Consider the following 14,148-nt stretch of genomic DNA (forward strand, 5'->3'; position numbering starts at 1 on the left):
GACCCGGCCTCATCGTTTTAAACTGTGCGAGTGCGCGCCTAGAATGGGTGCTTATGCACTGGCTTATTCTGATTATTTCTGGCCTTTTCGAAGCTGTCTGGGCAACGGCCCTGGGTAAGTCTGAGGGCCTGACCCGTTTGACTCCCACCCTGGTCTTTATCGGGGGTCTGGTTCTCAGTATGGTGGGCCTGTCCTATGCTATGCGGGAGCTGCCCACCGGTACCGCTTATGCCGTGTGGGTGGGAATCGGCGCGACCGTCACCGTCCTCTACGCCATGGCGACCGGCACCGAGCCCGTTTCCTTGCTTAAGGTGCTCTTCCTGCTCATGATTGTGGCGGGTATTGTGGGGCTGAAGGTCACCTCTTAGAGAGGCAGGGGCATAATAGACCCATGAAGGTTTTACTCGCTGTCGATAAGTTCAAGGGCACGCTCACCGGTGCCCAGCTCACTGAGGCGCTTGCCGCCGGGTTAGAGGGGGCTGCCGGGTGCGAGATTATCACTTGCCCCATAGCGGACGGCGGTGACGGCACCGTAGATGCCGCCCTGGCCGCCGGCTACAGCGAGGTCATCTGCACCGTCACGGGCCCCTTTGCCGGCCAGCCGGTGACCGCCCGCTATGCCTACTCGCCAGTTGAGCGCACGGCCGTCCTTGAAATTGCTGAAGCGGGCGGCATTGCCCGCCTGCGCGAAGACCAGCTGGATACCTGGCGGGCCACTTCCTTTGGTGCCGGTGAGCTGATTCTGCACGCGGTGGGCGCGGGTGCGCGGACGCTCATTATCGGCCTGGGCGGGTCGGCCAGCACCGACGGGGGAGCGGGGCTTATGCAGGCGCTCGGTGTGATACTTCAGGACGCCGCAGGGCGCGACCTTGCCCCCGGTGGCGGGGCGCTGGGGCAGCTAGCTTCTGTTGATGTGACCGGGCTTGATGAGCGCCTAGCCGGGGTAGAGATCATTATGGCGAGCGACGTAACCAACCCGCTGTGTGGCCCGTCCGGTGCTGCTGCGGTCTATGGGCCCCAGAAGGGGGCTACCGAAGAGCAGGTGCCCCAGCTTGATCAGAACCTGCAAAAACTAGCCGATGCGGTAGAAGAAACCCTCAATGTTTCACGTGGAACATTTGCTACCGCGCCCGGTGCCGGTGCCGCCGGTGGCCTGGGGTTTACCTGCCTGTCGGTGCTCGGGGCCACCATGCGCCCCGGCGTGGAGGTCTGTTTCGAGCTCACCGGCTTCCACCGGGCCCTTGAGCAGGCAGACCTCGTCATTACCGGCGAAGGAAAGTTCGACGAACAAACCCTGCAGGGTAAGGGCCCGGCAGGGGTCGCGGCAGAAGCCTCCGCCCGCAACCTGCCGGTCATTGCCGTCTGCGGAATCAGCGAACTATCCTCCGACCAGGCCCGTGCCGCCGGGTTTACCGCCGTTTACTCGGTCGTGGGCGACACCCAAGTTACCCTGGAAGAATCCCTGGCCAACCCGCGTCCTTACCTCCACGAACTAGCGGACACCATCGCCAGCATCCACCTGCGCTAGACCCTTCCCCCCTGCCGTGGCGGGAGGCTACTTCTTCTTCCAATACCCCTTGGCATAGCCGTGCCCCTTGGGTACGCCCAACTCCCGCCGCGCCCAGATACGCACGGGATGAATAGACCCGGACTCACCGGCCAACCAGGTACACACCGACCCCTCCGGCAGGGGGTAGCCCATCACAGCCTCAGCCAATGCCCCGCGCCGGGCAGAATCCACCCAGACCACCTCAAAATTCTCAGGAGCAGCAATCACCTGCTGTGACGCCTCTCCGGGCACCTCAATCACGGCCACACCCCGGGCGCTCGCGGGCAGGCTCTCGATCCAGCGGGCCATACCGGGTAGGCCGCTTTCGTCCCCGGCTAGCAGGTAAAAGTCGTAGTCCTTGCTGATGGAGTACCCCGACTTCGCCCCCAGAAAATGCGCGCTATCGCCCACAGCAACGGTGCGGGCCCAGGTCGTCCCAGCCCCGTACTCGTGCAGCATGATGTTGATTTCCAGGGCCCCGGTGCGCTCGTCAAAGTTCCTGACCGTGTACTTGGCGGTGGTGGTTGGCTGGCTCCATCGCGCCTTGCCCTTCTCAAAGGTCGGCGCGGGCAGTACCTCCCCCTTCTTGCCGGTCACCAGGTAGATGTATTCACCCACCAGCCCCTGGGCCTCAACCCGCTTGCCGTCAGCAGGTTCGGCAACTACCCGCATGACGGTGGGCGTCAGGTGCCCCACCTCGGTCACCCGGTAGTGGGAGTAGCCGCCCCGGTACTTGCCCGACTTCATCGGCTGCGGGTAGGACGCTCCTGCCCCGTCGCGGGTGCCCCCGGCAGCTTGGGTGCGGGCTGGGGTCTGCACAGGGGAGGTGGCGGGTGTCGAACCCTGCCCGGCGGCGAGCGCCTTTTCCAGCTTCTCCACCCGCTTGAGCAGCTGCTTCTGCCCCTTCTTCAGGTACTTCACCTCGGCCTTGAGGCTCTTGAGCTGCTCCTTGGCGTCCTTGCCCTTGCTCTTTGTGCTGCCCACCGGCGTCCTTTCTCTGACTACGACCAGCCCCTCTTGGCGCTGGCCAGCTCAATCTCTAGTACTTAAGTACTCTAGCTAGAACCCATGCTACCGAGATAAAGTTAAGCCCATCACACCAATGCAGTTGTGACACCAAGGAGGCACCCATGACAGCTACCTTCACCCCAACCAGCTCCCTACTGGGAAAGGCTGCCTGCTGGCTGACCTGGGGCGGGTTCAGCCTAGCGACTTTCACGCTCATTGCCTGGTTTGCATCGTTAGGCTTTTACCAACCTGACCTGGCCCTTGTTTTTATCCTCATCCCCCTCGCAGGCTTTATAGGAATTGCCCTCTACAACCTCGGGCTGATTCTTGGCCTGGTTGCTATCTACCGGGGTCAGGCCAAGACGGCACTCCACTGGGGGCTCTGGCTCCCCATCGCATTGGTCGCCCTTCTCTTGCTCATCGCCTGGGTAGGGGCTCTTCTCTTACAAGGCTCGGCCCTGCACCCCTAGGAGAATCCCATGTCAGACATTACCCAACCCCACGTCACCGGTTTTCACACCGCCAACCCCCACAATGCTAGGTCGGCTACCATCCTGACGGCTACCGGTGCCGTCCTCATCCTGGCCCCCGTAGCGCACCTGCTCGCTATTCCCCTGGGCCTCTTAGGAGTGCCTGTCGCCAAAGACTGGGTTGAACTCAGCTATGACCCTTTCGGCACCAATATCCTTCTTGCCATTGTGGCTCTGGCCCCCGGCTACTTCTGCCTCCTCGCAGCCCTACGCCGCACCCCCTCCATACCCCGCCTTATCGCAGCAGCCACCGCTCCCACCCTGGTACTGCTCTATGCCCTCTTTGCCGTCTACTACTACCTCACCAGCATCTAGTCTCACAGCGAAGCGATATCGCTGGGAGCGCTCACAGGTGAGATGATAGAAGCTCACCATATTCTTGACTACCGAGGGGGCCGCCTTGTCTGAGAGCCAGTCTGAGTTCGTCCGTACACCGCCGCACGACGACACCGCCGAGCAGTCGGTACTGGGCGGCATGATGCTCTCCAAGGACGCCATTGCCGACGTCGTTGAGGTCATCGGCGGCGGCGCTGACTTCTACAAGCCCGCCCACGAAATGATCTATGAGGCCATCATCCACCTCTACGGGCACGGTGAACCGGCGGACGCCATCACCGTAGCCGACGAGCTAACCAAGCGCGGCGAACTGAACCGCGTGGGCGGGGCAGCCTACCTGCATTCCCTGATTGCGGGCGTCCCCACCGCCGCTAACGCCGGGTTCTACGCCGAAATCGTGGCTGAACGCGCCATGCTCCGCCGCCTGGTTGAGGCTGGCACCAAGATTGTGCAGCTGGGCTACTCCGGCGACGGCGAGGCTGAAGCCCTGGTCAACGCCGCCCAGGCCGAGATCTACGGGGTTTCTGCCAACAACACCAAGGAAGACTACGTCCCCCTCTCTGAGGCCATGAACAGCACGGTCGAAGAGATCGAGGCCAACGGCTCACGCGACGGCGGCATCCACGGCGTGCCCACCGGCTTCATCGAGTTCGACGAGCTCACCGCCGGCCTGCAAGCTGGCCAGATGATTGTAATCGCGGCGCGTCCGGCAATGGGTAAGGCGCTCGCCCTTGATACCCCCATCCCCACCCCCACAGGCTGGGCCACCATGGGCGATATCCGCGTGGGCGACACCGTTCTGGGTGCAGATGGTCACCCCACGACCGTCACGAACGCTACCGACGTGATGACCGGGCGTCCCTGCTTCAAGGTCATTTTTGATGACGGAACCGAGATTATCGCGGACGCCGAGCATCAGTGGCTCACCGAAACCCGCGCGTCCCGTCGGGCCCGCTCGTCAGCTCTGGCGGGTTCAGGTGGGGGGCGTGTGCGGACGTCTGTGGGCGCGCAGGTGCGCACCACCGCTGAGATTCGTGAGACGGTTCGCTGCGCGACGGCTGACCGTCGAGCCAACCACTCCATTGCTAACACCCGTCCGCTACAACTGCCTGAAGCTGACCTACTAGTCGCCCCTTACACCCTGGGAGTTTGGTTGGGTGATGACTCAACAGTCTTGACTCCGAGTGCTGAGAGCCTACGTACTCTGGGCGTTCTGAATAATAAGCACATTCCTATGCAGTACCTACGGGCCTCTGAAGCGCAGCGCCGAGCTTTGCTGGCAGGGCTGCTCGATAGCGACGGCACTGTTACAAACGCCGGGTGTATTCAGTTCACGGTGACGAACCGCCAGTTGGCACTTGATACCCAGGAGCTGGCGCTTTCTTTGGGGTACCGCACAGGTATGGCAACAAAAAAGGTCAAGGGCAGTAGCGAGGCTACGTCGACGGCCTACAAGCTGACTTTCTCTTCCTCTGATTCTGTTTTTGCTCTGTCTCGCAAGAAGCAAATGCACCGTGACCGCGATTCTCGTCCGACCGCTAAGCGAAGCTCTCGCTACATTGTTGCTGTGGAGCCTGTTGATTCTGTGCCGGTGCGCTGTATTGAGGTAGATAATGAGCAGCATCTTTTCTTGGCTTCTCGTGCTTTTGTGCCCACCCATAATTCGACGTTTGCCCTAGACATCGCCCGGTCTGCTGCCATTAAGCACGGTATGACCACGGTGTTCTTCTCGCTGGAAATGGGCCGCAATGAAATTGCTATGAAGATTCTGTCGGCTGAGGCTGGCATCAATCTGTCCGACCTGCGCAAGGGCAAGCTGGACGATGACCAGTGGGCCAAGATTGCTACCGCCATGGGCAAGATGGATTCGGCTCCGCTCTTTATCGACGATTCACCCAACATGACCCTGATGGAGATTCGCGCTAAGGCCCGCCGCCTGAAGCAGAAGAATAACCTCAAGCTGATTGTTCTGGACTACCTACAGCTGATGAGCTCGGGTAAGAAGGTTGAGTCGCGCCAGCAGGAAGTTTCTGAGTTCTCCCGTGCCCTCAAGCTGATGGCTAAGGAGCTTGAGGTGCCTCTGATTGCCCTCTCGCAGCTGAACCGTGGCTCTGAGCAGCGCACCGATAAGAAGCCGCAGGTGTCGGACCTTCGCGAGTCGGGCTGTCTGACTGCCGATACTCGTGTGCTTCGCTCTGATACGGGAGCTGAAACAACGATGGGCGAGCTTTTTGAGCAGGGTGCTCAGGACGTCCCGGTATGGTCCCTGGGGGACGACATGCGTTTCGTGGAGCGGCACCTGACTCACGTCTTTTCTACGGGCGTGAAACCTGTGTATCGTCTAACGCTAGCTTCGGGTAAGACCCTGCGCGCTACCGCCAATCACCCCTTCTTTACCTACACAGGTTGGAAGGGGCTGGGTGAGCTTGCAGTCGGCGATCGTTTGGGCGTACCCCGCCATGTTAACGGGCCATCTGCCCGGACGCACTGGAGCGACGAGCAGGTCATCGAAGCTGCTTCCACAGCACCTGTGCTGGGGGTTCCCTCTGAGGTATTTTCCTTACCGAAAGAGCAGATTCGCCTTTTTCTGCGCTCAGTGTTCTTAGGCGTACAGACTGTAGATTCATCGGTTACGGTAAATCTGCCTCGACCGGTTGCTGAGCAGGTAAGCCTTCTGCTTCTACGTTTTGGTATTTCAACGGTCGTTGAAGATGGTTCTCTGTCTGTGACTGAGTCGGATGATTTAGTCCGGTTTAGCTTTGAGATTCAAGAAATCGAGATTCCGGACGCCGGTGTTCCGCTGGGTAGGAATGAGCAGGTCTGGGGGCAGGTAGGTGATGTTTTGAGCGAGCCTACTCGAGTAGCTGATGCTCTTACATCTGCTGGCGTACGCACGAGTGCTCCTGTGCTGACTCAAGTAGCCAGCGTCCTTGATGCCGCTGAGCTCGACATGCTTGCGGTCAATGACCTTTTCTGGGACACTGTCACTTCTATCGAGTATGAGGGGGAAGAAGAGGTTTTCGACGCCACTGTGCTAGGGAACCACAACTTCATCGCCAACGGTATCACCGTTCATAACTCTATTGAACAGGATGCTGATATGGTCATTCTCTTGCACCGCGAGGATTACTACGAGAAGGAATCAACCCGCGCAGGCGAGGCGGACGTCATCGTCGCTAAGCACCGTAACGGCCCCACCAAGACTATCGCGGTCGCCTTCCAGGGCCACTACTCGCGCTTTGCCAACATGGTGCACGACTCTTACACCGGCACCGAGACCTTCTAGCCCCAGCCTAAAAATAAGCCCCCAGGAGCCGAGCCTCTCCTTAGAAGAGGCCGTCAAACAGCGACAGCTGCTCCTGGGGGTTCTTCTTTTTCGGCGCGGGCCGGGTCTTACGGGAGAGAGAATTCCCCTCAAGATAGCTCTGGACTGCCGGTGCGGTGCGTTCAGCCAGTTCATCGGTGCTGAGCGCGACAAGGTGGGGGAGCTGTAGAAGGTAGCGCCCCACGGCTAGCCCCAGAAGTTGGGTACCTAAGAGTTCTGCGGACGCCTCATCCAGGTTGGGTAGCAAAGGGCTAGCTGCGCTGTGCGTAAGGTGTCGTGCTAGAGCATCCTTGATGGTTGGGGTGGCATCAGTTGAGGCCAGCGCTGAACGCACGAGCGCTCTCAGAAGTGGGCCGGTCTCATCTGACTCCCACATCTGCAGGTAGGTAGTTACAAGGGTTACCCCCTGACTGTCGGCACCCGATGCTGGCAGGGCCGGAGCCTTCTCGGCGTGGTCTGCCATCTTATCGAGCAGGGCTAGAAAAAGTGCCTCTTTTGATCCAAAAAAATGCCGAACCAGGGCGGGGTCTACCTTGGCCTGGGAGGCGATAGCTCGAACGGATGCTCCCTCAAAGCCACGTTCAGCAAAAAGCGTTCTCGCGGCGTTGAGGATGTCCTCGCGCGAGCGGGTGCCGCCGCTGCGTCGTCCGCGGGGTGAGCTGGAAGGTGTAGAGTGCTGGGCTGCCATGTGCTCAGTCTACCCAAAAATTCCTCATTCGTAGATGAAATTCATCAGATGTAGAATAATATCCTCACCTGTTGAATTACCTAAGATGCTTCAATAGAAGTACCAACCCGCTCCAAGCACTCCACCTGTCACCACTCGAAAGAGCTCCCATGAACTTCCCTGTCCTGCATGAAACCCTGGTTGCGGCGTCCAATCCCGTCAATGCTGCCCCTATGGCCGCCTACATGCGCAATCAATTCCCCTTCCTGGGAATTAAAACCCCGCAGCGCCGGGAACTCATCAAACCCCTGCTGGCAGAGACCCGCGCCGAAGCTAAGACCACAGGAATTGATCGCACCTTCGTCGAGGCCTGCTGGCAGGCCCCGGAACGCGAGTTCCAGTACGCCGCACTCGACTACCTGCATGCCCTGCGCCGCTACCTTGAACCTGAAGACATCGACTGGCTACGCGAGCTCGTCGAAGAGAAAAGCTGGTGGGACACCGTTGACCGCCTCGACACCATGGTCGGTGAAATCCTCTGGCGCAACCCCAATGACGCCCTTATTCTCGACTGGGCACAGGACGCCAACCTGTGGGTGCGCCGCGTCGCTATCGACCACCAGCGCCCCCGCAAGGCCGAAACAAACACTGCCCTGCTCGAAGAAATCATCACCCTCAACTTTGGTTCTAGGGAGTTCTTTATTAATAAGGCCATCGGCTGGTCCCTGCGCGAGTATTCCAAGACCGACCCTGCCTGGGTTGCCGACTTCATTGCCCGCCACGGCACCCGCATGGCCCCGCTGAGTGTGCGTGAGGGCTCTAAACGCCTGAGCTAGCCTGCTCTTCGTGCGCCACCGGCGGTACCCTGGTGTTATGACTTCCTCACCTTCTTCACACCGCCCGTCCGCCGCCCCCGACGCCGGTCTGCTGGCCGGTAAGACCATCGCCGTGACTGCCTCTCGCCGTATTCAAGAGCAGGTTGCGGCCTTCGAACGGCAGGGTGCGCGCGTGCTGGTGGCACCCACCGTCCGCATCGTGCCGGTGGCAGATGACACCGAACTGCATGCGGCCACCGACCACATCCTTGCCCATCACCCCGACGTCCTGCTGGTCACTACCGGCTACGGCCTGAACGGCTGGTTTGATTCTGCCCGCGAGCGCGGCCTTGAGGAGCAGCTGCGGCAGGCTCTTGCGGGGGCTACGATTTTGGTGCGTGGCGCTAAGGGCCGGGGTGCGGTGCGTGGTTTGGGGTTTGAGGACGCTGGTATGGCGGTGCAGGAGCGTACGTCGGCTTTGGTGGATTTGGCGCTTGAGCGTGGTGTGGCTGGGTTGCATGTGGTGGTGCAGCAGCACGGGTCGCCGGATGCTGCTGAGGAGCGGCGTTTGGTGGATGCGGGGGCGCGGGTGACGGCTGTGGTGCCGCATAGGTGGGAGGCTCCTGAGCGTCCTGAGTTGGTGGATGAGTTGATTGATGCCCTGGTGAGCGATGAGCTGGATGCGGTGACGTTTACTGCTGCTCCTGCGGTGTCTGCCCTGTTTGAGGCGGCGTCGGCTCGCGGGGTGTTGCCGCAGGTGGTTGAGGCTTTTAAAGCGGGGACTATTGCTGCTGCTGTGGGGCCGGTGACGGCTGAGCCTCTTGAAGAGGTGGGTATTGTGCCTGTGGCTCCTGAGCGTTTCCGTCTGGGGGCGCTGGTGAAGGAGCTGACCGCGGCCCTTGCCGCTAGCAGGTAGACGACGAGAGGGGCTGGTGACTGTGTTTGAGCCGCCGCAGGGGTGGGGCCCTGCTCTGATTGAGTATTTGGGTATTGAGCCCTGGCGTATTCCGATTGTGATGCTCTCTGCCCTGGGTATTTACCTGACCTTTTTGGTGCTGGTGCGTATCTTTGGGGTGCGGGTGCTGAGCGGCTGGAACGGTTTTGATGCGGTCATCATCATTATGTTTGGCGCGGTGGCTGGCCGCGTGATTATCGGGCACCCGCCGACGCTGGCTTCGGGCATGGTGGGTCTGGGCACGCTCATGCTGCTGGAGAGTATCTTTGGTGCGATTCAGTCGGTCACCGGTATTCGGCATATCAACCACAAGCCCCGGGTGATTATGGCTCACGGCAAGTTTGTGGTGCGCCATTTGAAGCGCTCGCATCTGGCCCCGGCGGAGGTGTATGCGGCTCTGCGTAAGGCGGGTATTTCGCAGCTGAGTCAGGTGCAGTGCGTGGTGCTGGAGGCTACCGGCCAGCTGTCGATTGTGCGCGAGGGTGTACAGATTGACCCGCAGCTGCTGCGCGGAGTGGTGGGTGCCGATAAGGTGTTGAAGAAGCGGTGAGGACGCCCGGGGTAGAGCTAGCTCTACCTGGCAGGTGGGGTGCGGGTGAGGTAAGAGTAGAGACTGCCCCACTGTGCTTGGGGGTTTTGCGCGAAAGAATAGAAGCATGACAAGCACCGATTACACCCTGCATGACGCCGCACCTGCCGCACCTGCGGCAGGGAGCCAAGCACCGGCGTCCTTTGATACTGACCCCACTGACCAACCCAAGCCCGTCAAGAGCCTGTGGCGCCGTATGGCCAACCCCTTCTATATCTTTACTGCCGGCCCCTGGATTGCTTTTGCTGTGCTGGTGGCTCAGGGCATTGTTGCCTCCCTGGTGTCTGGCCTGGCCGCCTCTTTGATTGGGCTCCTGGTTCTGCCCTTCGTGGCGATTGGCTTCGGCGTGTATGAGCGCTGGCGTCTGGCTAAGACCGGTCACGGTGTCGTCGCCAACGGCCACGTGGACTACCCCAAGGCTGGTTTCTTTGAAGGTGCCCTTTTCCGCCTCAAAGAGATTGCCACCTGGCGCGAGGCCGGTTCCCTGGCTCTGACCACCGTCTGGGGCTGGCTCGCCGGTGTCGTCCTTTTCCTTCAGATCATGATGATCGGTGCCGCGGTTGCTGTTGCCTCCTACCTGTATACGGGCAGTAGGCTCTACCTCGACTGGCAGCACCTATCCCTTTACTCCCAGGGGGAACTGGACTACTACATCAACCGAGGTCTTCTCCCCTCAACCGGTCAGATTTTTGAGGTAGGCCCCCAGTACTGGTGGGTCTTCCTGGCAGCTATCCCCGTTCTGCTCATTATCTTCGCCTATGTCAACGGTCTGCTGGCTGCCACCGGTGGCAGCCTCTCCAAGCTCATTCTTTCTCCTCGCCCCGAGGAGCAGGAGCGTCAGCTGGCCCGTCTGACCGCTTCTCGGGCCACCATCGTTGACGCCTTCGAAGGGGAGCGCCGCCGTATCGAGCGCAACCTGCACGACGGCGTCCAGCAGGAACTGGTCAACCTCAACCTGCGCCTTGGCCTGGCCGAGATGGAAGCCAAGAACCTGGTTACTGATACCCAGGACGCCCGCGCCGCCGCCCTGCTCAATCACGTCACCGAGGCTCGCACCCAGCTTTCCCACGCCCAGCAGACCCTGCGCGACACCGTCCGCGGTATCTATCCGGCGGTGCTGGAAGACCACGGCCTCAAGGCTGCCCTGGAAGAGCTGGTACGCCATAGCGTCCTGCCGGTTCACCTGACCTACGACGCCCCCGCCCGCCTGCCGCGCGATATCGAGCGCACCGCCTACTACACCGTCAACGAGGCCCTGACCAACACCCTCAAGCACGCCCAGGCCCAGTTCGTCTCACTGTCAGCGTTTGTCGCCGGCGAGTCCCTGGTGGTCACGGTTGAGGACAACGGCATCGGCGGTGCTGACCCCGCCCGCGGCACCGGCCTCGCCGGTCTGGTAGAACGCGCAGCCGCCCTGGGTGGCACGGTGCAGGTGGATTCCCCTGCCGGTGGCCCCACCCGCCTGACCCTGGCCCTGCCCCTACCCAAGGGCTCAACAACCCTGTAGCGTTTCACGTGAAACGTTGTCACGAAAGGTGCCCCATGCGCATTATCCTCGCCGAAGATTCCGCCCTGCTCCGTCAGGGGCTGACGATGGTGCTAGGAGCGCTGGGGCACTCTGTGCTTGCAGAGGTTGAGGACGCCCCCTCCCTGCTCACTGCCGTCGAGGCGGCTATGGCGGGGGAGGGGGTCGACGCCGTCATTACCGATGTGCGTATGCCACCTACCCACACGTCCGACGGCCTGAAGGCAGCCCTGCAACTGCGCGAAACCTACCCGGGGCTGCCGATCGTGGTGCTCTCCCAGTACATCACCACCTCCTATGCCCGCGAGCTTTTCGCCCGCTCCGCGGCCGGGCTGGGCTACCTACTCAAAGACCGGGTGGGGGACGTCGAAGAATTCGCCCGTGCCCTCGACACCGTGGTGGCAGGCGGCACCGTCATTGACCCGGACGTCGTCCAGCACCTGCTCGGCGGCACCTCTAGCGGGCAGATACCCGGTACCCCGGCGGGTACTTCCGGCGCGGACGCCCCCACCCCCTCTTCCCACCCCGGGGCAGGGAGTAGCGGGGGAGCGTCCGCCCGTCAGCCCGGCCAGGCAGCGCACCCGGTAGGGGGCAAACTGGCCAGGCTTTCCCCGCGCGAGCTAGAAATTCTGCGGCTCATGGCCCAGGGGCGGTCAAACGCAGAGATCGAAGCTGAACTTTTCATATCCCCGGCAACCGTCGCCAAGCACGTGGGCAATATCTTCGACAAGCTCGACCTACCCGCCGATACCGGCAACCGCCGCGTCCGCGCGGTCTTGGCTTTTCTAGAGGGATAACTATTTATAAAAGGTGGAACAGGCTCACGCTCGCTGTCGACCCTCTCGCTGGTTCGCTAGCGCTCACAAGCGATTCACGCCAGCCCCGTGCCAACAGCTTCGCTGTGAGCCTGTTCCACCTTTGCCTTGTTAGTAACTCGTTCTATTTCTGAATCATGGCCTGCGCCAGCACCTCAAGGCCGCGGTGGGCCTGTTCCGTGCTGGGGGAGAGATTAGAAATCATTAGCTCGTCGGCCTGTACTGAATCAGCGAAGCGGGTGAGGTAGTCGCCTACCTGCTCCGAGGTGCCTACCGCGGTGTAGCGCAGCATATCCAGGATCTGCTGGCCCTGGGGTGAAGCGACCAGCATATCCAGCTCGTCGTCGCTCAGGTCGCGGTCATCTAGGCGCATCATGGACTTCACCCGCTGCCGGTGCGCAATCACCTGCTGGGCGCGGGCGTCCTCTTCTGTATCGGCGGCAATCACGTTAGCCGCAGCAATCACGTAGGGCTGCTCTAGTTGCTCTGAGGGGGTGAAGCGCTCGCGGTAGACCGCTATGGCCTGTTCCAGGTGAGTGGGGGCGAAGTGGGAGGCAAAGGCATAGGGCAGGCCCAGGGCACCAGCGAGGGAAGCGCCGAAGAGGGAGGAGCCCAGAATGTAGAGGGGCACATTGGTCCCTGCCCCCGGGGTGGCGTGGACGCCGGGCACACGGGTGTCCCCGCTCAGATAGCCTGCGAGTTCCTGGACGTCCTGGGGGAAGTTCTCTGCGTCCTGCGGGTCCCGGCGCAAGGCGGCGAGGGTGCGCATGTCGGTGCCGGGCGCCCGGCCCAGGCCCAGGTCGATGCGGTCGGGGTACATTTCGGCCAGGGTGCCGAATTGTTCTGCCACGGTGAGAGGGGAGTGGTTGGGCAGCATGACGCCGCCAGCTCCCAGTCGAATGGTTGAGGTCTGTGCACCAACGTGGGCAATAAGCACTGCCGGGGCTGCTGAGGCAATGCGCTGCATGTTGTGGTGTTCTGCGTACCAGATGCGTTCGTAGCCGAGCTTCTCTGCGTGCTGGGCTAGCGCTACAGAGCGTTTGAAGCTGTCTGCGGGGCGTTCACCCGGGAAAATCAGGGCAAAGTCGAGCAGGGATAGGGCTGGCATGGTGAATGTCCTTCTCTATATAGGGGTTGTGTACGCCTGGCATAACGGGCAGAGATGGGTGCAATATTCCTTGAAAAGGGGTCAGGGAGGGCGATTTGGGGGAGTTTTGAAGGTTTTTCAAAGAATTTTAGGTGTAGTAGGTCATAGATGTGAGCCATAGACCTGCCTCACTGACCGCCTATGACTAGGTGAAATATTCTCGACTAAGGTGGTTTTTGGGGTCAAAAAGGGGTGCATGGACGCCCGTGGGTGGTTTTTGGGGTCATTTTCGACTTGCGAAGTGTTTTGAACCTGCGTAAAGTATTACGAGTCGCCACGGCACAGGGGAAACCCGCCAAGCGACAAAACACCTAGTCACATAGCGAATTCAGGCCCAAGCCGGAGCCGAGAAACCTCACCTCAAACGAGTGAGATTTTGAAGTAATAAACCAGCCACAAGCCACTGTGAAACACAACACGGAACACCGAGTTGACACACAGAAAAGAAACGCGATAGACTAGACGAGTTGCCCAAACGGGTAACACGAAAAACTGAGAATGACCGATACGAAACACCGGCCAGCATCTGGCTAGGGTTGAGAATGCGGTTTGTTGCTTGAAAACTCAATAGCGTACCAATGTTATAAATAACATTCTTATCGTCCACACTACACACAAGTGTTCACACACGAACACACTGGTAGTGCGGAAATTGAACTGATACCAAATATTTATACAACATGTGAGAAACCAAGAGTTTCTTACAGAATTTGATAATCAATTGGTTTCAGATTCGTCAGCTCGAACCACACCACCCCGTGGTGAATGGTTCGCTAACAATCAGAGACCAGGATCATCAACTACTTCATTTTTTCAACGGAGAGTTTGATTCTGGCTCAGGACGAACGCTGGCGGCGTGCTTAACACATGCAAGTCGAACGATGAAA

Annotated in this window: 13 protein-coding genes and 1 rRNA gene; 11 read left to right on the forward strand and 3 right to left on the reverse strand. The window is 60.4% G+C overall.

Annotated elements, in window-relative coordinates; all coding sequences use genetic code 11:
- Positions 1-53: 53 nt before the first annotated feature.
- Positions 54-368: a DMT family transporter gene (locus tag ACRCJM_RS11675; RefSeq protein WP_431465055.1), complete on the forward strand. Its 315-nt coding sequence runs from the start codon at positions 54-56 to the stop codon at positions 366-368.
- A 23-nt stretch (positions 369-391) separates the two neighbouring features.
- Positions 392-1,528: a glycerate kinase gene (locus tag ACRCJM_RS11680; RefSeq protein WP_431465044.1), complete on the forward strand. Its 1,137-nt coding sequence runs from the start codon at positions 392-394 to the stop codon at positions 1,526-1,528.
- 27 nt (positions 1,529-1,555) lie between these two features.
- Here ACRCJM_RS11680 and ACRCJM_RS11685 read toward each other — a convergent pair whose 3' ends face one another.
- Positions 1,556-2,533: a siderophore-interacting protein gene (locus ACRCJM_RS11685; RefSeq protein WP_431465045.1), complete on the reverse strand. Its 978-nt coding sequence runs from the start codon at positions 2,531-2,533 to the stop codon at positions 1,556-1,558.
- A gap of 146 nt (positions 2,534-2,679) precedes the next feature.
- On the opposite strand from ACRCJM_RS11685, the gene ACRCJM_RS11690 reads away from it, so the two are divergent.
- The 3 genes from ACRCJM_RS11690 to dnaB all read left to right on the forward strand — a co-directional run bounded on the left by ACRCJM_RS11690 (position 2,680) and on the right by dnaB (position 6,709).
- Positions 2,680-3,027, forward strand: a complete 348-nt coding sequence (locus ACRCJM_RS11690; RefSeq protein ID WP_431465046.1) for a hypothetical protein — start codon at positions 2,680-2,682, stop codon at positions 3,025-3,027.
- 9 nt (positions 3,028-3,036) lie between these two features.
- Positions 3,037-3,402: a hypothetical protein gene (locus tag ACRCJM_RS11695; RefSeq protein ID WP_431465047.1), complete on the forward strand. Its 366-nt coding sequence runs from the start codon at positions 3,037-3,039 to the stop codon at positions 3,400-3,402.
- Positions 3,403-3,487: 85 nt separating this feature from the next.
- Positions 3,488-6,709: a replicative DNA helicase gene (gene dnaB, locus ACRCJM_RS11700; RefSeq protein ID WP_431465048.1), complete on the forward strand. Its 3,222-nt coding sequence runs from the start codon at positions 3,488-3,490 to the stop codon at positions 6,707-6,709.
- Between the two features lie 40 nt (positions 6,710-6,749).
- On the opposite strand, the gene ACRCJM_RS11705 is transcribed toward dnaB, so the two are convergent.
- Complete coding sequence (locus ACRCJM_RS11705) at positions 6,750-7,436, reverse strand: TetR family transcriptional regulator (RefSeq protein WP_431465049.1); 687 nt, start codon at positions 7,434-7,436, stop codon at positions 6,750-6,752.
- A 149-nt stretch (positions 7,437-7,585) separates the two neighbouring features.
- Here ACRCJM_RS11705 and ACRCJM_RS11710 point away from each other — a divergent pair, with 149 nt between their 5' ends.
- From ACRCJM_RS11710 to ACRCJM_RS11730, 5 genes are all read left to right on the forward strand, one after another.
- A complete protein-coding gene (locus tag ACRCJM_RS11710; RefSeq protein ID WP_431465050.1) occupies positions 7,586-8,251 on the forward strand; it encodes a DNA alkylation repair protein in 666 nt (221 codons plus the stop codon).
- A gap of 37 nt (positions 8,252-8,288) precedes the next feature.
- Positions 8,289-9,146, forward strand: a complete 858-nt coding sequence (locus ACRCJM_RS11715; RefSeq protein ID WP_431465051.1) for a uroporphyrinogen-III synthase — start codon at positions 8,289-8,291, stop codon at positions 9,144-9,146.
- A gap of 16 nt (positions 9,147-9,162) precedes the next feature.
- Positions 9,163-9,735 carry a DUF421 domain-containing protein gene (locus ACRCJM_RS11720; protein WP_431465052.1) on the forward strand — a complete coding sequence of 191 codons (573 nt, stop codon included), beginning with the start codon at positions 9,163-9,165 and terminating at the stop codon, positions 9,733-9,735.
- A 106-nt stretch (positions 9,736-9,841) separates the two neighbouring features.
- On the forward strand, positions 9,842-11,281 hold the full coding sequence (locus ACRCJM_RS11725; protein WP_431465053.1) for a histidine kinase: 1,440 nt from the start codon (positions 9,842-9,844) through the stop codon (positions 11,279-11,281).
- Between the two features lie 35 nt (positions 11,282-11,316).
- The gene (locus ACRCJM_RS11730; RefSeq protein WP_431465054.1) at positions 11,317-12,096 is read left to right on the forward strand and encodes a LuxR C-terminal-related transcriptional regulator; all 780 of its coding nucleotides are present in this window, start codon (positions 11,317-11,319) and stop codon (positions 12,094-12,096) included.
- Between the two features lie 142 nt (positions 12,097-12,238).
- On the opposite strand, the gene ACRCJM_RS11735 is transcribed toward ACRCJM_RS11730, so the two are convergent.
- Positions 12,239-13,222, reverse strand: coding sequence for an LLM class flavin-dependent oxidoreductase (locus ACRCJM_RS11735; protein WP_237207625.1), 984 nt, complete (start codon positions 13,220-13,222; stop codon positions 12,239-12,241).
- A gap of 852 nt (positions 13,223-14,074) precedes the next feature.
- Here ACRCJM_RS11735 and ACRCJM_RS11740 point away from each other — a divergent pair.
- Positions 14,075-14,148: ribosomal RNA gene (locus ACRCJM_RS11740) — 16S ribosomal RNA — on the forward strand; the annotation flags it as partial.

The sequence above is a fragment of the Rothia sp. L_38 genome (genome assembly GCF_050689125.1).
Taxonomy (GTDB): domain Bacteria; phylum Actinomycetota; class Actinomycetes; order Actinomycetales; family Micrococcaceae; genus Rothia.